The 18,048-nt window shown below is 64.0% G+C and carries 15 protein-coding genes; 13 read left to right on the top strand and 2 right to left on the bottom strand.

Annotated elements, in window-relative coordinates; all coding sequences use genetic code 11:
* Positions 1-82 precede the first annotated feature (82 nt).
* The 5 genes from mnmA to AC1D14_RS00910 all read left to right on the top strand — a co-directional run bounded on the left by mnmA (position 83) and on the right by AC1D14_RS00910 (position 7,064).
* On the top strand, positions 83-1,225 hold the full coding sequence (gene mnmA, locus AC1D14_RS00890) for a tRNA 2-thiouridine(34) synthase MnmA (protein WP_290369700.1): 1,143 nt from the start codon (positions 83-85) through the stop codon (positions 1,223-1,225).
* A gap of 251 nt (positions 1,226-1,476) precedes the next feature.
* Positions 1,477-3,111 carry an ABC transporter substrate-binding protein gene (locus tag AC1D14_RS00895; RefSeq protein ID WP_230117022.1) on the top strand — a complete coding sequence of 545 codons (1,635 nt, stop codon included), beginning with the start codon at positions 1,477-1,479 and terminating at the stop codon, positions 3,109-3,111.
* A gap of 128 nt (positions 3,112-3,239) precedes the next feature.
* Positions 3,240-4,331, top strand: coding sequence for an ABC transporter permease (locus AC1D14_RS00900; RefSeq protein ID WP_230117021.1), 1,092 nt, complete (start codon positions 3,240-3,242; stop codon positions 4,329-4,331).
* Between the two features lies 1 nt (position 4,332).
* On the top strand, positions 4,333-5,352 hold the full coding sequence (locus AC1D14_RS00905; RefSeq protein ID WP_230117020.1) for an ABC transporter permease: 1,020 nt from the start codon (positions 4,333-4,335) through the stop codon (positions 5,350-5,352).
* 2 nt (positions 5,353-5,354) lie between these two features.
* Positions 5,355-7,064: an ABC transporter ATP-binding protein gene (locus tag AC1D14_RS00910; protein WP_230117019.1), complete on the top strand. Its 1,710-nt coding sequence runs from the start codon at positions 5,355-5,357 to the stop codon at positions 7,062-7,064.
* An 85-nt stretch (positions 7,065-7,149) separates the two neighbouring features.
* On the opposite strand, the gene AC1D14_RS00915 is transcribed toward AC1D14_RS00910, so the two are convergent.
* Positions 7,150-7,809, bottom strand: a complete 660-nt coding sequence (locus AC1D14_RS00915) for an NADPH-dependent F420 reductase (RefSeq protein ID WP_230117018.1) — start codon at positions 7,807-7,809, stop codon at positions 7,150-7,152.
* A gap of 112 nt (positions 7,810-7,921) precedes the next feature.
* Between AC1D14_RS00915 and AC1D14_RS00920 the strand changes: the two genes are divergently transcribed.
* Together AC1D14_RS00920 and AC1D14_RS00925 are read left to right on the top strand one after the other, a co-directional pair.
* Complete coding sequence (locus tag AC1D14_RS00920; protein ID WP_230117017.1) at positions 7,922-8,377, top strand: chorismate mutase; 456 nt, start codon at positions 7,922-7,924, stop codon at positions 8,375-8,377.
* A 3-nt stretch (positions 8,378-8,380) separates the two neighbouring features.
* Entirely contained in the window at positions 8,381-9,424 is a 1,044-nt protein-coding gene (locus AC1D14_RS00925) for a uroporphyrinogen decarboxylase/cobalamine-independent methonine synthase family protein (RefSeq protein WP_230117016.1), read from the top strand.
* A gap of 113 nt (positions 9,425-9,537) precedes the next feature.
* On the opposite strand, the gene AC1D14_RS00930 is transcribed toward AC1D14_RS00925, so the two are convergent.
* Positions 9,538-10,266 carry a DUF4166 domain-containing protein gene (locus AC1D14_RS00930; RefSeq protein ID WP_230117015.1) on the bottom strand — a complete coding sequence of 243 codons (729 nt, stop codon included), beginning with the start codon at positions 10,264-10,266 and terminating at the stop codon, positions 9,538-9,540.
* A 146-nt stretch (positions 10,267-10,412) separates the two neighbouring features.
* Here AC1D14_RS00930 and mtrA point away from each other — a divergent pair, with 146 nt between their 5' ends.
* The 6 genes from mtrA to AC1D14_RS00960 all read left to right on the top strand — a co-directional run bounded on the left by mtrA (position 10,413) and on the right by AC1D14_RS00960 (position 18,018).
* Entirely contained in the window at positions 10,413-11,087 is a 675-nt protein-coding gene (gene mtrA, locus AC1D14_RS00935) for an MtrAB system response regulator MtrA (protein WP_230117014.1), read from the top strand.
* A complete protein-coding gene (gene mtrB, locus AC1D14_RS00940) occupies positions 11,059-13,134 on the top strand; it encodes an MtrAB system histidine kinase MtrB (RefSeq protein WP_230117013.1) in 2,076 nt (691 codons plus the stop codon). The genes mtrA and mtrB overlap by 29 nt, the downstream gene beginning before the upstream one ends.
* Positions 13,131-14,849: an LpqB family beta-propeller domain-containing protein gene (locus AC1D14_RS00945; RefSeq protein ID WP_230117012.1), complete on the top strand. Its 1,719-nt coding sequence runs from the start codon at positions 13,131-13,133 to the stop codon at positions 14,847-14,849. Before mtrB ends, AC1D14_RS00945 begins: the two co-directional genes overlap by 4 nt.
* A 106-nt stretch (positions 14,850-14,955) precedes the next feature.
* Positions 14,956-15,831: a ComF family protein gene (locus tag AC1D14_RS00950; RefSeq protein WP_476967928.1), complete on the top strand. Its 876-nt coding sequence runs from the start codon at positions 14,956-14,958 to the stop codon at positions 15,829-15,831.
* A gap of 162 nt (positions 15,832-15,993) precedes the next feature.
* The gene (gene hpf, locus AC1D14_RS00955) at positions 15,994-16,719 is read left to right on the top strand and encodes a ribosome hibernation-promoting factor, HPF/YfiA family (RefSeq protein ID WP_230117010.1); all 726 of its coding nucleotides are present in this window, start codon (positions 15,994-15,996) and stop codon (positions 16,717-16,719) included.
* 30 nt (positions 16,720-16,749) lie between these two features.
* Entirely contained in the window at positions 16,750-18,018 is a 1,269-nt protein-coding gene (locus AC1D14_RS00960; RefSeq protein WP_476880767.1) for a winged helix-turn-helix domain-containing protein, read from the top strand.
* Positions 18,019-18,048 lie beyond the last annotated feature (30 nt).

An 18,048-nucleotide genomic window follows, 5' to 3' on the forward strand; every position in this document is an offset into this window, starting at 1 on the left:
GGCGTGTCAGCGGGTTCACCACCCTGACTTGCTGCACCGGCCTGAAGGCCGGATTGCCGTGAACAGCCTACAGAAAGCCGACATGCGAGTTTTAGCAGCCATGAGCGGCGGAGTTGACTCCGCCGTTGCCGCCGCCCGCGCCGTTGAGGCGGGGCACGACGTCGTCGGGGTTCACCTTGCGCTGTCCCGGATGCCCGGCACCCTGCGCACGGGAAGCCGGGGCTGCTGCACCATCGAGGACTCCCGAGACGCCTGGCGCGCGTGCGATGTCCTGGGGATCCCCTATTATGTCTGGGACTTTTCCGAGCGGTTCAAGGAGGATGTGGTCCAGGACTTCATCGATGAATACGCTGCCGGCCGGACGCCCAACCCCTGCATGCGCTGCAACGAACGCATCAAGTTCGCCGCGCTCCTGGAAAAGGCAATCGCCCTGGGCTTCGACGCCGTGTGCACGGGCCACTACGCCAAGGTCATCGAAGACTCGGACGGCAACCGTGAACTACACCGTGCCGCGGACTGGGCCAAGGACCAGAGCTACGTCCTTGGTGTGCTCACGCACGAACAGCTCAAGCACTCGATGTTCCCGCTCGCGGAAACCCCGTCCAAGGCCGAGGTGCGGGCCGAAGCGGAGAGGCGCGGACTGTCCGTGGCCAACAAGCCTGACAGCCACGACATCTGCTTCATCCCCGACGGCGACACAGCCGGCTGGCTCGCGGAGAAAATCGAGATGACCACCGGCGACATCGTTGACGAAACCGGGTCCAAAGTCGGCGAGCACCCGGGGGCCAATGCCTTCACGGTCGGCCAGCGCCGCGGTCTGAAGCTGGGCACGCCGGCAGCCGACGGCAAGCCCCGGTTCGTGCTGGAAATCCGGCCCAAGGAAAACAAGGTCGTGGTGGGACCCGAGGCGCTCCTGGCCATCGATGAGATCCGCGGCATCAAGGTCTCCTGGGCTGGGCTGCCCATCAGCGAAGTGGACACCGGTGCCGAATTCGACTGCTACGCCCAGGTCCGCGCGCACGGCGACCCCGTTCCTGCGAAGGGCCGGGTAGAGCGGATTGCCGATGACGGCGGCCTCTCTCGGGACGGCCTCGTGGTTACGCTGACGGAGCCCCTGCGCGGCGTCGCGCCCGGGCAGACCGTTGTGCTGTACCAAGGCAGCCGGGTTCTCGGCCAGGCCACGATCGACACCGCGCGCTCGATGCAGCGCGCCGAGCTGAACTAACGCGCCCTCTGGATTGATCTCTCAACTCCGGACCATGTAGCGGCCGGCGGATTTCCGCCGGCCGTTTTTTCGTACCCATGAGTAGGTCCGGAACCCTGACCCACCCAATTATGGTAAATTTTGTGTCTCATCTCACAGGATGCAACGTTTCACCGGGCAACCGTCTGGTTCAATCAAGGCATCAGGACTGCGTGTCGCCCGCACAATTCATGCCGGGCCGCGCGCGCAATCATCGAACAGAAAGTTCACAGATGGCAATGAACAAAAAAGCCTTGCAGGGCGCTATCGCGTTCGCAGGCATTTCCGCTTTCGCACTGACTGCCTGCACGGGCCCCTCCGGCGGCGGCGGAACATCCACCGGCAGTGCTGGCGGTGGCACCATCACGTACGGCACCACGGACAAGGTGGTTACTCTCGATCCTGCGGGTTCCTATGACGCCGGCTCCTTCATGGTCATGAACCAGATCTATCCGTTCCTCATGAACTCCAAGCCCGGATCAGCGGAGGCCAGCCCCGACATCGCGGAGTCCGCCTCCTTCACGAGCCCCACGGAATACACCGTGAAGCTTAAGCCGGGCCTCAAGTTTGCCAACGGCCACGCGCTAACCTCTTCGGACGTCAAGTTCTCCATCGACCGCGTTGTCAAGATTGCGGACCCCAACGGGCCGGCTTCGCTGCTCTCGAATCTGAAATCGGTGGCAGCCAAGGATGATTCCACGGTCGTCTTCACGCTTAAGGCGGCGAACGACCAGGTCTTCCCGAGCGTCCTCGGTACCAACACCGGCCCCATCATCGATGAGGAAGTCTTTCCGGCAGATAAAGTCATGGGCGACGACGACATCGTCAAGGGCAAACCCTTCGCGGGCCAGTACACGATCGAGAGCTACAAGAAGAATGAGCTTGTCAGCCTCAAGGCCAACCCGGACTACAACGGCCTGCTCGGCAAACCCGCCAATGACGGCGCCAACATCAAGTACTACGCTGACTCCAACAACCTGAAGCTGGACGTGCAGCAGGGCAACATCGACGTCGCCGGCCGCAGCCTCACAGCCACCGACGCCGCCGACCTGGAAAAGGATTCCAAGGTCAAGGTCCACAAGGGCCCGGGCGGCGAGCTGCGCTACATCGTGTTCAACTTTGACACCATGCCGTTCGGCGCAAAGTCCGCGGATGCGGATCCCAAGAAGGCGCTCGCAGTACGCCAGGCCATGGCCGACATTGTCGACCGCGACGCCATCGCCACCCAGGTCTACAAGGGCACCTACCTGCCGGCGTACTCTGTCGTCCCGGATGGACTGCCGGGTGCAGCCCAGCCTCTCAAGGAAATGTACGGTGACGGCAACGGCAAGCCGGATGTTGAAAAGGCCAAGAAGGCCTTCGCCGACGCCGGTATTTCCGGCACCGTCAACATCAAACTGCAGTACAACCCGGACCACTACGGTAAGTCTTCCGGCGACGAGTACGCCATGGTCAAGGAACAGCTGGAGAAGTCCGGCCTGTTCAAGGTGGACCTGCAGTCAACCGAGTGGGTCACCTACTCCAAGGCACGCACCGCGGATGCCTACCCGGTCTACCAGCTTGGCTGGTTCCCGGACTATTCCGACGCCGACAACTACCTCACGCCGTTCTTTATCCCCGGCAACTTCCTGAAGAACCACTACGAGAACCCGGCTGTCACCGACCTCGTCAAGAAGGAACTGGTCACGGCTGACAAAGCCGAGCGCGAAAAGCTTCTGGGTGACGCGCAGACCGCCGTCGCCAAGGACCTTTCGACGTTGCCGTTGCTGCAGGGCGCTCAGCTCATGGTGGCCGGCGCGGATGTCAAGGGCGTGGAACAAACCCTTGACCCGTCGTTCAAGACGCGTCTCGGCGTGATCTCCAAGTAGGACCTGACCCCATCAGATCCTGTCCAGCTTAGGAGGCGGGACGCCCAGCCGGCGTCCCGCCTTTTCTGCTGGATGCACAGTAGATCCGGGGCGCCACGGTGCCCCGGAAACGTCAACTTTAGGTAAGAATGACTACTCTGATTGAGGCGCCGCCAAGCGACGCCGACGGCCTACTGCCGTCAAAGAAAAAATCGGCCGGCGGGGGACTTGGCCAGTACATCATGATCAGGTTCCTGCTGATCTTTCCAACTATTTTCATCCTGGTCACCATGGTGTTTTTCCTGATGCGGATCACCGGCGATCCCATTACGGCAGCCATGGGCGGCCGGCTTCCACCGGAACAGCTGCAGGAGCGGATCCATGCCGCGGGCTACGACCGCCCCCTCCTGGTGCAGTACTTCGAGTACCTCGCCCAGCTCATCACCGGCAATTTCGGCACCACACTCTCCGACAACCGCAAGGTGACGGAGATGCTCGCCACCTACGGTTCGGCCACGCTTGAACTGACGATCAACGCCCTGATTGTGGCGCTCCTGGTCGGCATACCTTTCGGCATGATTGCAGCGCACCGCCGCGACCACATGCCCGACGCCGTGCTGCGCGTGTTCGCGATCCTCTGCTACGCCACACCGGTCTTCTTTTCGGGACTTCTCTTCAAGCTCACTTTCTCGGTCTGGCTCGGCTGGTTCCCTGTTGCAGGGCGTGCCAAGACGTCCAGCGAACTATCGCTCACAGCGCTCCAGGCGCCTACCGGGATCTATTGGCTTGATGCGGTCCGAAGCGGGAACATGGCCGCACTGGGAGACGTGCTGGCGCACGCCGTGCTGCCAGCGCTCGCCCTGGGGCTCCTGACGGCCGGGATCTTCCTCCGGCTGGTCCGTACGAACGTGATCGGTACTCTCGGCAAGGACTACATCGAGGCGGGGCGTTCCCGCGGAGTCAGCGAATTCAGGCTGGTCACCAAGCACGCCTATAAGCCGGCGCTGATCCCAATCATCACCGTGATGGGCCTTCAGATCGCCGTGATGCTTGGCGGGGCAGTCCTCACGGAAAAAACCTTCGAGTGGAAAGGCCTGGGCTTCCAACTGGCCAATTACCTGACCGCCCGCGACTTCGTGGCGGTGCAGGGCATCGTGGTGTTGCTGGCCGTCATCGTGGCCGTCACCAACTTCATCGTGGACATCGTGGCCGCGCTGATCGATCCCAGGGTGAGGTACTGACATGAGCACACCTACTCCGGTGTCGTCCACCGTCCACCGCAGGGTGCCCCTGTTCAAGAGGCTCCCTGTCATTTCGCACTTCAACAAGAGCGTGGGGCTGCAGCGCACGATGCTCGTCATCGGCCTCGTCCTGACCGGGCTGTTCCTCCTCACGGCGATCTTTGCGCCGCTCGTGGCACCCTACGGCTTTGCCCAGCTCTCCGACAACGACGGCAGCTTTCCCACGCAGGACCCGCCGGGTGGCAAGCATCTGTGGGGAACGACTGTGGGCGGATACGACGTGTTCTCCCGCGTCATTTGGGGCTCGCAGACTGCCATCTTCGTGATCGTCGTGGCCGTGGTGCTGTCCATCTTCGCCGGCGTCATCCTGGGCCTGGTGAGCGGTTACCTCGGCGGCTGGCTGGACCGCATTCTTGTGGTCGTCGCGGACGCCATTTACGCGTTCCCCTCCCTCCTGGTGGCCATTGTCATGGCGATTGTCATCAGCGGCGGCGAGTCGAACCTGTTCGGGGGCGTCCTGGCGGCGGCCATCTCAATCACCGTGGTGTTCATTCCGCAGTACTTCCGGGTCATCAGGGCGGAGACGATACGCCTCAAGGCTGAACCGTTCGTCGAATCGGCCAAAGTGGTGGGCGCTTCGAATGTCCGCATCATGAGCCGACACATCTATCGCAACGCCACCAGGACGCTGCCGCTGATCTTCACCCTGAATGCCTCCGAGGCGATCCTGACTCTGGCGGGTCTTGGCTTCCTGGGGTTCGGCATCGAGCCCAGCTCGGCCGCGGAATGGGGCTTCGACCTCAACAAGGCGCTTGCTGACACAACTTCCGGCATCTGGTGGACGGGAGTGTTTCCCGGTCTGGCAATTGTGTGGACAGTGCTTGGCCTCACGCTGGTGGGGGAGAGCATCAACGACCTGAACGATCCACGCCTTCGCGGACGCAAGAGTGCCGGCGGCAAAGGCAGCGGACCGGACCCCACAGCGGTAGCCCAGGCGGCCCTGCAAGCAGAGGTGAGATAACTTTGAGCATCGACATAGGTTCAGTGTCCGACCGGCACGAGGCCAGCGGCAGCCCTGTTCTTGAGATCGAGAATCTCAAGGTCACTTTCGCTACCGACGGCGGCGACGTATACGCCGTCAAGGACGTCAGCCTCGAGGTGAAGGCCGGCGAGGTCCTCGCCATCGTGGGCGAATCCGGCTCCGGCAAAACCGTCACCGCCAAGACCATCCTCGGCCTGCTTCCGGAAACGGCCACGAGCGGCGGGGCGGTGCTGATCAACGGCAACAACGTCATCAGCGTCAGCGCGGCCAAACTCAGGCAGATCCGTGGACGTGACGTGGCGATGGTCTTCCAGGAGCCGTCCACGGCCCTGAATCCCGTCTTCACCGTGGGCTGGCAAATCGCAGAGGGCATCCGTGCCCACGCGGGCGGCGGGCAGCGGGTATCCGCCAAGGAAGCCAAGACCAGGGCCATCGACGCCCTCCGGAAGGTGGGGATCCCCGATCCGGAGAACCGCGTCAACTACTACCCGCACCAGTTTTCCGGCGGGCAGAAGCAGCGCGTGGTCATTGCCGCAGCGCTGGCCCTGAATCCCGGACTGATCGTGGCGGATGAGCCCACCACTGCATTGGACGTCACGGTCCAGGCGGAAATCCTCGAGCTTCTGCGGGATCTTCGGGACAAATACGGAACGGCCATCGTGCTGATTACGCACAATATGGGGGTCGTCGCCGATCTCGCCGACCGCGTCGTGGTGATGTACCAGGGCGACGTCGTCGAAGAAGCCCCGGCGAAGACGCTGTTCGCCGAACCCCGGCAGGACTACACGAAGAAGCTGCTGGCAGCCGTCCCGCACCTTGGCCGGAACTCGGCTTCGGAAGGGATGACTGAGCGGGCGCACCAGGGCGGGAAGGTCCTGGTCGAGGCCAAGGACCTGACCATCGAGTACCCCGGCCGGCTGGGTACGCCTGCCTTCAAGGCTGTGGACGGTGTCAGTTTCACAGTCTCCGAGGGGGAGGTCTTTGGCCTTGTGGGCGAATCCGGCTCGGGGAAGACCACCATCGGCCGTGCCATCGCAGGCCTCAACCGGACCACCGGCGGAAGCCTGAACGTGCTGGGCTACGAGATGCTCAACCTCAAGGAGCGGACGTTCAAGCCGCTGCGCAAGGAAATCGGGTTCGTCTTCCAGGACCCGGCCGCATCGTTCAATCCGCAACTGACCATCGGGGATTGCGTGGCGGAACCGCTCATCATCCACACAAACCCAACCCCGGCCCAGGCACGCAAGCGCGTTGGCGAGCTGCTCGAATCAGTCCAGCTGCCGGCGTCGTACGCTGACCGCTTTCCGCACGAGCTGTCCGGCGGGCAGCGCCAGCGGGCATCGCTGGCCAGGGCCCTGATCCTCAACCCGAAGCTGCTGATCGCTGACGAGCCGACGTCTGCGCTGGACGTTTCGGTGCAGGCGAAGGTCCTGGAGCTGTTCAAGGAAATCCAGCTGGAGTTCGGGTTCGCTGCACTGTTCATCAGCCACGACCTCGCAGTGGTGGACATGCTCTCGCACTGGGTAGGTGTGCTGTACAAGGGCAAACTGGTTGAGCAGGGGATCGGCCACGACGTCATGGGTGCGCCGCGGCACGACTACACGAAGCGGCTCATCGCCTCGCTGCCCGTGCCTGATCCTGCCGAGCAGGCGAAGCGGCGGGAAGACCACCGCACCCTCCTGGGCATCTAGCCCGGCGGTCAGGGACTGGCAAGCGTGCCCACTCTCCACAGCGGAGGGCGGGCACGCTTTGTCTTGCTGGGGTCATCCTTGTGCCTTAGCCGGTGACCACCTTGATGTTGAACGCATTGTTGTTGCCCTGCGTCAGAAAAATCCGGAGCCACAGCGGCAGCCACATTTCCATCCCGCGGGCGGCGTCCAGGGGTCCCAGATCCTTGATGTGTTCCGCCCGCCAACCGAATTCCGCGAGCAGCCGCGCCACCACTTCCTTGGCTTCAGGGTCGTCGCCGGCCAGAAAGGCGTCGTGGTCGCCGCCGGCCAGCCGCTCCGGGGCCACCATGACGTCGGCGCGCATGGTGTTGAGGGCCTTGACCACCCTGGCCGTCGGGAACGCCCTTTGGATGGTTTCCGCGAGGCTGTCCGTATTCGATATGGAGAGCGACGGCGGGAAACCCGCCGAATGGTCCAGCGGATTGGCCACGTCGATCAGCACCTTGCCGCCCAGGTTCATGGTGCTCGCGGCCGCGAGCACTTCGAGTGACACAGCGCCTGGTGTGGCGTTGATAACTACCTCACCATCCGCGGCTGCATCGAAGAACGTGGCGGCCTTCGCGAGCGGGCCGGCACCGGCAGCCCACTCCACTGCTGCCTCGTTCGTGGCCGACCGAGAACCGAGCGTGACGCTGTGCCCAACCTCCACCAGTCTGCCTGCCAGGGTTCTGCCCACAATGCCCGTGCCAAGAACTGCGATCTTCATGCCAACCTCCATCGTCGGTGTGTTGCGGAACACTTACATTCTCCGTCCGGCGGAGGCCGGTGCGGGCGCTTAACACCGGCGGAGTTCCCGGCTCTGCCCATAGACTGGAACCATGACCGAGCTAAACCATGATCTGCCTGACACTGAGTCCTACGACCCCGCCGCGAGCTCGCTGGCCGGGCACGTGGATCCCGAAGTGATGGCGGAGCTGTTGTCGATCCGGTCCAGCATCGACAACATCGATGCAACCCTCGTCTACCTCCTGGCGGAACGGTTCAAGGCGACGCAGAAAGTGGGCTTCCTCAAGGCGGCCCACCGGCTTCCCGCGGGCGACCCCGGCCGGGAAACGGCGCAGATTGCACGGCTGAGACGGCTCGCGGAAGATGCCCAGCTTGACCCTGCCTTCGCGGAAAAATTCCTGAACTTCATTATCGGCGAGGTGATCCGCCACCATGAGGCGATCGCCGAGGACCATCTCAATGCCGCCGCGCGGGGTACTAACGGCCAGGCCGATGCCGTCCGGCCGGCCGGCCCGGTCTCCGGCCCCTCAACACCGCTCAACGCCTAAGCCGTGCCTGCAGCAGAAGAGGCGCAGCAGCTCCAGGTGACTGCCACCGCGCTGGGCCCATGGCCGGGGCATGATCCGGTTGAGGCCGCCCGCATCATCCGCGGCGAACTGGGCAGCCCGCATCTTCCGTTCCTCGCCGAACTGCCGGACCGTGGCGTCGGCGCCGACGCCATAGGGCGCACGGCGTCCCTGCTCGTGGAGATGGCGGTGGACGTCCAGCCCTACGGCTGGCGCATTGTCGACCGGCCCGGTCGCGATCTCACCAGGGCGAGGTCGGCGCTCTCCACGGACATCAACGTGCAGGCGGATGTTGCAGGGGCAGAGGACACCCCGGCGGCTGAATTCAAGGTTCAGCTTGTGGGCCCATTGAGCCTGGCCGCCGGACTGCACCTCCACAACGGTGAGCGGGCCCTGATTGACTATGGCGCACGGCGCGACATCGCAGCCTCCCTTGCTGCCGGCGTGGGGGAGCACCTTGGACGCGTGGCCAGCGCTGTTCCGGGCGCACGGCTCGTAGTTCAGCTGGACGAACCGGATATCGCGTCGGTACTAGCCGGCACCATTCCGACGTCCAGTGGTTACCGGACGCTGCGCTCCGTCGCCGGCCAGGAGGTGGCGGATCTTTGGCGGGTAGTGGTGGATGCCCTCCGGGCCGCCGGCGCCGCCGAGACTGTCATTGCCGTACCGGAAATCGAGGCGCCGTTTGAACAGATTCTCGCCGCCGGTGCCGACGGGATAGCCGTTCCGCTCAAGGCACTGACGTCACGCCAGTGGGAACAGCTGGCCGAGGCCGTCGAAGCCGGCAAGCGGCTCTGGGCCGGTGCCCTGGCAGTGGAGAACCCTGCCTCTGAATTGCCGAGGGCCGCGGAGGTCGCAGACGCGGTGTGGCGACCTTGGCGGCAACTTGGGCTGCCGGCGGCGTCGTTGGGCACGCTCCGGATCACCCCTTCCGCGGGACTTGAGGGGTACGCGCCGTCGGGTGCTTCAGCGGTGCTCACCCGGCTGACGCACGCGGCCGATGCCCTGAACCAGCTCGCATTGGGCTGAACCCGCAACCGGGCTGAACCCGTCACCGGACTGACCCGCAACCGGACTGACCGCGGACCGGCAAGAAACCCGGACCGGGCAGAACCTGCAACGCGGCAGGGTTTCTCGGGCGGTCAGCTCCGCTGCTCCCACCGGTCCGGCGCGGCGTACGGTGGAAGGAATCCAGGCGCTGAAGTGCCGTCCGGATAGGACTCGAGCCTGTAGTCGAAGCTTCCGGCGTAGACCAGGACGAGGCCGATCTGGGGCTGGATGACCTTCACCTGGATCCGGTGGCGGCCATAGTGGCCCGCCGAAGCGTCCCACCATTGCTCGGCATAGGCTTTTGCGTCCAGCGACGCCGGCAGCGGCAGGCGCAGCGGCCCCAGGAACAGCCGGGACGCATCGGAGATACCCCGGAGCCTGCCCTCGGGCGTGGCGCTGAGGTTCAGGTCGGTGACCAGCCGGCGATATCTGCCCACATAATCCACGAGCTGCGGCCGTCCCTCCGCCCCGCGGGCGGTCGGGGAGCGCACGCTTGTCGTGTCCTGGAAGATCCTGGTGCGGCCGGGGAGGAATATCTGCCGCCGGGCTGTCAGGCTGGACCGGCCGAACGGGTCGAGGTGCGCGTGGTTTTCTATCCGGAATGGCACGCGCTCGCCGTATTCGGGAAAAAATGCCTGCTCCCCGGATGTGATCCGCAGCAGTGGGCTCAGCCAGCGTTGCCGGCAGCCCACGACATCGAAGATGCCTTCACCCACGCCATAGCGGCCTGAACCGGGCGCCAGCGAAAAGTAGTCCTGCAGCTCCGGCTGCAACCTGGCGAAGCCGGCGCCCATGGCCTGTTCGTAAATCGGCGTGTTCACGGGGACCTCCTGATGGGCGGTCTGTCTGGCTGAATCCTAGCGGCTGCCCGCATCCCCGGACGGAATCGATGTGCGGTCCTGCGCCGCCGCCATGCCGAGGATCCCGTCAATAAGACAAAGCAAGGGCAATAAGGGAATATATAACTATGAAGGCACGCATTCTGGTAGTTGATGATGACGAGGCGTTGGCTGAAATGATCGGCATTGTCCTGCGCAATGACGGCTTCGAGCCTGTCTTTTGCGCGGACGGCGGGCAGGCCTTGGAAGTCTTTCGCTCCTCGAAGCCGGATCTTGTGCTGCTGGATCTGATGCTCCCCGGGACCGACGGTATCGAAGTGTGCCGGCAGATCCGTGCGGAGTCCGATGTTCCCATCGTCATGCTGACTGCCAAGTCGGACACCTCGGACGTCGTCCGGGGCCTGGAGTCCGGCGCCGACGATTACGTGCCTAAGCCCTTCAAACCCGCCGAACTGGTGGCCCGTGTCCGGGCGAGGCTCCGGCCCGGCGACCAGAAGGCTCCGGAGACGCTCCGCATCGCGGATATCACGATTGACGTCGCAGGCCACGCGGTGAACCGCGGCAGCGAACGGATTTCCCTGACGCCCCTGGAGTTCGATCTTCTGGTAGCCCTGGCCCGCAAGCCCTGGCAGGTGTTCACCCGCGAACTGCTCCTTGAGCAGGTCTGGGGTTACCGCCATGCGGCGGATACCCGGCTGGTCAATGTCCATGTCCAGCGGCTGCGGTCGAAGATTGAACGTGATCCGGAAGCACCGGAAGTAGTATTGACGGTTCGTGGTGTCGGCTATAAAGCAGGTTCCTGAACCCCAGGGCCAGAATCCCTCTGACGCCCCGGAGGGTAGCGGCACCGGCGCCAAGGCGCCGGATTCCGTGGCGCCGGGACGCCCTGCGACTGACCTTGAGGGGACCGGCTCCGATGTCACCGGCGCCGCTGAAACTGACGGCGTAGTGACCGCCGCGGACAGTTCCCGGAAGCCCCATTCTCATCCGGCTCCGGAGCATACTGACGCCCTCGCAGCCAGCCTCGCCCGGTTACCGTCGCAGGCCCGGATCTGGCGGCGGCGGGCACTGATCGTCTCACTCCGGGTTGCGCGCCTGGTGCGTAGCGGACTGGACAGGGTTTTCCCCGGCATCCGGTTCCTGCTGTACTCCTTGCAGCGAAGGTGGCGGCGTTCGCTGCAGTTCAGGACAGTCCTGACGACACTTCTGCTTTCGATGAGTTCATTTGCGATCGTCGGGGCGTACCTGTCCAACCAGATTGCCAACAACCTCTTCCAGGAACGCCTGACCCAGGCGGAGTCCGAAACCCGCTACAACGTCAAGCAGGTGCAGGACACGTTCGACGGCGCCCAGGTCACCGACCAGTCCAGCGTGATCACGCTTGTCTACGACACCCTGAATGCAGTTGAGGGCAAGGGCTCGGTGATCCAGCGCCGATACGTGTTTGAGGCGATGCCCGAGCAAACCAAGCCCCGCAACCGCTGGGTCGAGTCCCGGGCATCTGACCAGCTAACGGTCAGTGTCATTCCCAAAGAGCTCCGGGCCGCGGTGCAGGATTCCGGCAAGGAGCAGTTCTGGGCGTCCACAGAGTTCCCGGTGGGAACGGAAGACCGCCCGGGTATCGCCGTCGGCAACAAGGTGACGTTCAACGGCACCGTCTATGAGCTGTATCTGATCTACGATCTGAACACGGCGCAACAGACACTGAACGAGATCCAGAACGTCCTGTGGGCTGGCGGTGCAGCCCTGATCCTTATGATCGGCGCCATCGCGTGGTACGTCACCCGGAACGTTGTTAGCCCCGTCAGCCATGCGGCGGTAGTGTCCGAAAAACTCGCCGCCGGACAGCTGCAGGAGCGGATGGTGGTCAAGGGTGAGGATGAAGTGGCGCGTTTGGGAGCGTCCTTCAACCACATGGCGGCCAGCCTCCAGGAACAGATCACCCAGCTCGCAACACTGTCGCAGATGCAGCAGCGCTTCGTTTCCGACGTCTCCCATGAGCTCCGGACCCCGCTGACCACCGTGCGCATGGCAGCTGAGGTGTTGTACGACGCCCGCCACGATTTTGACCCTATTAACAAAAGGTCCGCGGAGCTGCTGTACAACCAGGTGGAACGGTTCCAGTCGCTGCTGGCGGACCTGCTCGAGATCTCCCGGTTCGACGCCGGCGTCGCCATGCTGGACGCCGAAGCCACAGACATTGTTCAGCTCATTGCCCACGTAATGGAGGGAGTAGCTCCCGTTGCCGAAGAGTACGGTTCGGGCATGACACTCAATGCGCCGGAGGGAAGCATCGTGGTGGAAATGGACGCCCGGCGCATCGACCGCATTCTGCGGAACCTTGTGCTGAATGCCCTGGAACACGGGGAGGGAAAGCCGGTCAACATCTCGGTGGCGTCCAACGGCACCGCAGTGGCTGTCACCGTCAGGGACCACGGGATTGGCATGAGTCCGGCTGAAGCGGCGCGGGTCTTCGACCGCTTCTGGCGCGCCGATCCCGCCCGGGCCCGGACTACGGGAGGCAGTGGCCTGGGCCTGTCCATCGCGACGGAGGACACGAAACTCCACAATGGCTGGCTCCAGGCGTGGGGCAGTAAGGGCGCCGGCTCCAACTTCCGGCTGACCCTGCCCCTGAAGCAGGGCGACACGATCACGAAGTCGCCGCTTCAGCTTGAGCCGGCGGAGGTTGGCCTGACCTCTTCCACCGACCACACCGTGCTCGTGCTGGGACACAGCGTGCCTGCAGCGGCTGATCCGGGCGAGCCCCACGAAGCCGCGCAGGTGATTGAAGCTGTTCAGGCCGGCGAAACGTCGGCGCGCGAAGCAGCCGGCACAAGGGAGAGGCCATGAGCGGCAGGGCACTGTGTGGCAGGGGCATCCTGGCAACCATTTTCGCCGTCGTGCTTCTGTTTGCGACGTCCTGCGCCCAAATCCCGAGATCGGGACCCGTCGGGAAGAGTACCGACGAGAGCGCGGGAAATCCGAATGCCCCGGTATTTTTCCCGGTGGCGCCCCGGACGGGCTCAAGTCCCGAAGCGGTCATCGAGGATTTCTATCTTGCGGGCAGCGGCTACGAGGACGACTACGCGGTGGCCCGGCAGTACCTCACCCAGGCCTCTTCGGTCGCTTGGAAGCCTGACCAGCGGACCCTGGTGTTCCGATCGGAGCAGGTGGTAAAGACCGGCGTCGAGGGTGTCTTCAACTATGAACTTGACGTTGCGTATTCAGTGGATTCCGACGGCGTCGCCACCCAGATGCCGGCGGGAACCAGGGAGAGCATCCCGGTCACACTGACCCAGGTCGACGGGGAATGGCGGATTTCCAAACTTCCGGACGGCACCGCCATTCCCGAAGAGACATTCAAGGTCATTTACGGTGCCTACCCGATCTACTTCTACGATCCCGCCTTCACCTACGCCGTTCCTGATGTGCGATGGTTCATCAAGAAGAAGACCGTCAAGTCGATGACGAGTGCCCTGCTCGCCGGCCCCGCGCCCTATCTCAAGGGCGCCGTGGTCAGTGCCTTCCCGTCAGGCATGAAACTGGCGCGGGAGTCGGTTCCGGTGGTCTCAGGAGCGGCCCAGGTGGACCTGTCAGCCAAGGAACTCACCGAAGCTTCCACCGAGGACAGGCTCCGGATGCAGACCCAGCTGGCCCTGACGTTCCGCAGCCAGCCGGATGTCATCAATGTGGAGCTAAGGGCCAATCAGGACCTTGTGCGTGTTGAAGATAATGGGACGGTGCTGCCGCCGGTCCAAAACAGGAATGCCCCGGCACGCCAGATCGCCGTCAGCAACAACGAGTTGGTGCGCTACGAAAACAACAGGATTTCTCCGCTTCCTGACATGCAGTCCGTTGCGGGCCTGAAGCCGCGGTCGCCTGCAGAGTCGCCGGTTTCGCAGTCGGTGGCCTTCCTGGACGGCAGCCGCAGCACACTGTATTCCATGGTTCCCGGGCAACCCCCGAGGGCCCTGATCACGCGGAGCACGCTGTCCCATCCGTCGTTCAGCCTGCATGACTGGGTCTGGACCGCGGGACCCGGAGTGCAAGGGGTCACCGAGCTCACTGCCTTCCGTCCCACCGGGATAGCGCAAGCTGCCTCCGTGCCGTCGGTGACACTGGCTCCCTCCTGGCTTGCGGGCCGTACGGTCAAGGATTTCCGCGTCTCCCGCGAGGGCGTCCGGGCGCTGGTTATTTCCGAGCAAAACGGTTCCACCCGGGTCCAGGTGACAGGCATCATCCGCAGCGCGGACGGGACTCCCAAGGAACTGACGGCCCCGATCACGCTGCAGGCCAGTGACAGCCCCAACCAGGGCGTCTGGGTCAACGACACGACCGTTGCGGTGATGAAGGGCGCCGCCTCTGCGAATGTCACCCCGGAGCTGCTTTCCCTCACCTCGCCCCAGCCCCAGAAGCTGGCCCCGTGGCCAGGCTTGGTTGCTCTCAGCGCCGGCAACGGACCCGAGGAGATCTTCGCGCAGTCCGCGGACGGCGTCTTCCAGCGGCTCGGAAATGGTTGGTCCCCTCAGCTGAAAGGACCCAAGGACCCCTCGTTTCCCGGCTGAGTGATTCGACGGGTTTTCCACAAACGGCCCTTGGTTTCTTTCCCGGCGCCGCCATTCAAGGGACGCTTGCTGTGTGGAGATTCGACGCAGGGCGCCGGCAGTCAGCATGCCAAGGGACCCGGACCTGCTGCCTGAGCCGGTCTGGCCTGCCAGGCACCGCGGCCAACATCCGCAGCGGCTGCTGAGGGCCGCCGATTCGCTGGCCGGCGCGGCGGCCGAGGTCGTGGCCTTGGCAGTGCCGGTTGAGTGCGTCTGCTGCGGCAAGGAGGACCGGGCTATCTGCCCGGGCTGCGAGCGGCAGGTCCGGCTGCTGACGCGGCACCCGTTCCGGGCCGAGTCTGCGGCACATGCCCTGATGGACGTGGACGGGTCAATCATTCTGCCCGTGGTGGCAGCGGGCATCTACCGAGAAGAGTTGGCTCAGTCGGTCCTTGCGTTCAAACGGCATGGACAGCGGCCGCTCACGGCTGTTCTGGCGAAGGCCCTTGGCCGGGCGATCCTCGCCGCGGCTGCCGGAGCCGGGGACATCTGGCTCGTGCCCGTGCCCAGCAGCCATGGCGCCTACCGCAAACGAGGGTTCAGCCCGGTCCACCTGATGCTGAACTTCCTCATCCGCAGCAACGCCCTCCACGGCATGAGCTGCCACGATGTGTTGCGGAAGGTGAGGACGCCCGGAGTAGCCTCAGCCGTTCCCGGCGGTCAGAAAGGCTTGGGAAGAGGGGACAGGTCCCGGCGCGTCCGTGGTTCCATGCGCGCTGTCAGGAAGGGGCGTGCGGGCGGATTGCGGGGCCGCCCGTGCATCATTGTCGACGACGTCCTCACCACGGGTTCGACGCTCGCTGAAGCCGCCCGGGCAGTGCATCAGGCAGGGGGAGTGGTCCGCGGGGCGGTGGTCCTGGCTGCCGCCCGTGCGCCTGATGCTGCACCCCCGCTGGCCCGGTCCGAAGCGGACTGCCGGTACCGGAGACATACAAAAAAATAAACAGCGAAAGGATGAATAACTCGTTGCTATGAACTAACGTCGGGTATGGGTACCAAGATCAGTTGTACCTTTCGATAGCGGCTCGGAAAGGGGCTCGACTGTCATTCAGATCGTCCCCACGAAGCGCCGCCGTCGTGTCACCGAAGTCATTTGGAGGGCACCATGGAGTTCATGATCAGCGGACGAAATCTGACGGTCTCGGACCGATTCCGCGAATACGCCGGCGAGAAGATCTCGAAGATCGAGTCGCTCGGGGACAAGGTCCAGAGGGTGGACGCGAAGGTTTCCAAGGAAACGAACGCGCGCCAGACCGGTGACCAGCTCACAGTCGAAGTGACAGTCCTGGGCCGAGGCCCCGTAATCCGTGCCGAAGCAAGCGCCGCAGACAAGTTCGCCGCGTTCGATCTCGCCTACAACAAGCTGCTTGAGCGGCTCCGCAGGGCCAAGGACCGCAAGAAGGTCCATCACGGTCGGCATACGCCCAAAGCAGTACGCGAGGCCACGGCAACATTGGAGCCTGCCAGCTCTAACGAACCTATTTACGTCGAAGCGAGCCACCGTGACGAGCCTGCTCAGGAGCCGGTTGAGAAGTCTCCGTACGACGTCGACAACGACATTCCCGCCGGCGACTCGCCGGTCTTGATCCGCCGCAAGGTGTTCCCTGCCGCTTCCCTCACGCTGGATGATGCCGTGGACAGCATGGAACTTATCGGGCACGACTTTTACCTCTTCGTGGACAAGGCCACGAATGCGCCGTCTGTGGTCTACCGGCGCCGGGGCTGGACCTACGGTGTCATCACACTCGACCATTACTGCGAGCCCGGCGAGAACACCGCCGAGGAGAAGATCCACGCCTACCGCTCCGACGATGCGGCTGCAACAGCCTAGGATGGTGCCCTAACAAACGAAAGGGCTGACATGGGTGCAACGCTGAGCCTTTCACAGGCCCGGCGGATTGCCCTGGCAGCCCAGGGACTGGACAAAGGACGGCCCGCCGCGCCCGTGACTTCACGGACGGTGGGCCGTACCTTTGCCCGGATCCAGCTGGTCCAGATCGACTCCGTCAATGTCCTGGCCAGAAGCCATTTCCTTCCCTTCTTCTCGAGGCTTGGCAATTACGACCGCACCATCCTTCAGCAGATGGCGGGCAAGCATCCGCGCCGGATGATGGAATATTGGGCCCACGAAGCGAGCTTCATCAGGCCTGAACATTTCCAGGACCTTGTGGTGTGGCAGAACCGCACTTGGGTTGGCGCTTCCGCAATGGATCCAGGCCTGAAATCCGGCGTCACCCGACTGGTGCTGGATGCCCTCGCTGGCGGAAAGCCGATGACTGCCTCCGAGCTCACAGCGGCCATCGGCCACGTGGAGGACCGTAAACACGTCAACTGGGGCTGGAACTGGAATGCCGTCAAGCGCGTCCTGGAGCACCTGTTTGAAGAGGGTGTCGTCTCTTCGGCTGCGCGCACGGAGCAGTTCGAGCGCAAGTATGCGCTGACCCGCGACGTGTTGCCGGCCACGGCCGCGCAAGCGGCACCGGACCCCGCTGCAGCCATGGACAGGCTTATCGACGCGGCCGCACAGGCGCACGGGATAGGGACCGTACGGTGTTTCGCCGACTACTTCAGGACACCGATCAAAGCCGCGGCTGTATCGGTTCAGCATCTCGAGGAGAGCGGACGGCTTGAAGCGGTGACGGTGCAGGGCTGGGACCGGAAGCTGTACCGCCATGTTGACGCCCGGTTACCGCGCGCTGCAACCGGCCGGGCTTTGCTCAGCCCTTTCGACTCACTGGTTTTCGAACGCCGGAGGCTGGAAGAGCTTTTCGGGTTCCACTACCGGATCGAGATCTACACCCCTGAACCAAAGCGCCGGTTCGGTTACTACGTTCTCCCTTTCCTGCTCCGGGACCGCCTCGTGGCCAGGGTGGACCTCAAAGCAGACCGGGCCGGCGGCAAACTGCTGGTCCGGGCGTGCTTTGGCGAGCCGGACGCACCGGAGGACACCGCCGTCGAACTTGCCGCCGAGCTTCGGCTGATGGCCGAGTGGCTGGGGCTGGAGGACGTGGTGGTGTCTCCGGCCGGAGACCTCGCCGGAAGTGTCTCGGCCGCCGTCCAGGAAACAGGAGAGCAGTATCCGCTCTCAGGGAACAGGGGCAACGTGCTCTGCGTCTCTCCCGTAGACTAAACACGCCAGAATTCGGCAGCATGAGACTGG

The organism is Arthrobacter sp. P1_B11 (genome assembly GCF_056406715.1).

Bases quoted from the DNA above. Each gene is read 5' to 3' on its own strand.
- mnmA (WP_290369700.1), top strand. From the start codon at position 83: ATGCGAGTTTTAGCAGCCATGAGCGGCGGAGTTGACTCCGCCGTTGCC.
- AC1D14_RS00895 (WP_230117022.1), top strand. From the start codon at position 1,477: ATGGCAATGAACAAAAAAGCCTTGCAGGGCGCTATCGCGTTCGCAGGC.
- AC1D14_RS00900 (WP_230117021.1), top strand. From the start codon at position 3,240: ATGACTACTCTGATTGAGGCGCCGCCAAGCGACGCCGACGGCCTACTG.
- AC1D14_RS00905 (WP_230117020.1), top strand. From the start codon at position 4,333: ATGAGCACACCTACTCCGGTGTCGTCCACCGTCCACCGCAGGGTGCCC.
- AC1D14_RS00915 (WP_230117018.1), bottom strand. From the start codon at position 7,809: ATGAAGATCGCAGTTCTTGGCACGGGCATTGTGGGCAGAACCCTGGCA.
- AC1D14_RS00920 (WP_230117017.1), top strand. From the start codon at position 7,922: ATGACCGAGCTAAACCATGATCTGCCTGACACTGAGTCCTACGACCCC.
- mtrA (WP_230117014.1), top strand. From the start codon at position 10,413: ATGAAGGCACGCATTCTGGTAGTTGATGATGACGAGGCGTTGGCTGAA.
- AC1D14_RS00945 (WP_230117012.1), top strand. From the start codon at position 13,131: ATGAGCGGCAGGGCACTGTGTGGCAGGGGCATCCTGGCAACCATTTTC.
- AC1D14_RS00950 (WP_476967928.1), top strand. From the start codon at position 14,956: ATGCCAAGGGACCCGGACCTGCTGCCTGAGCCGGTCTGGCCTGCCAGG.
- hpf (WP_230117010.1), top strand. From the start codon at position 15,994: ATGGAGTTCATGATCAGCGGACGAAATCTGACGGTCTCGGACCGATTC.
- AC1D14_RS00960 (WP_476880767.1), top strand. From the start codon at position 16,750: ATGGGTGCAACGCTGAGCCTTTCACAGGCCCGGCGGATTGCCCTGGCA.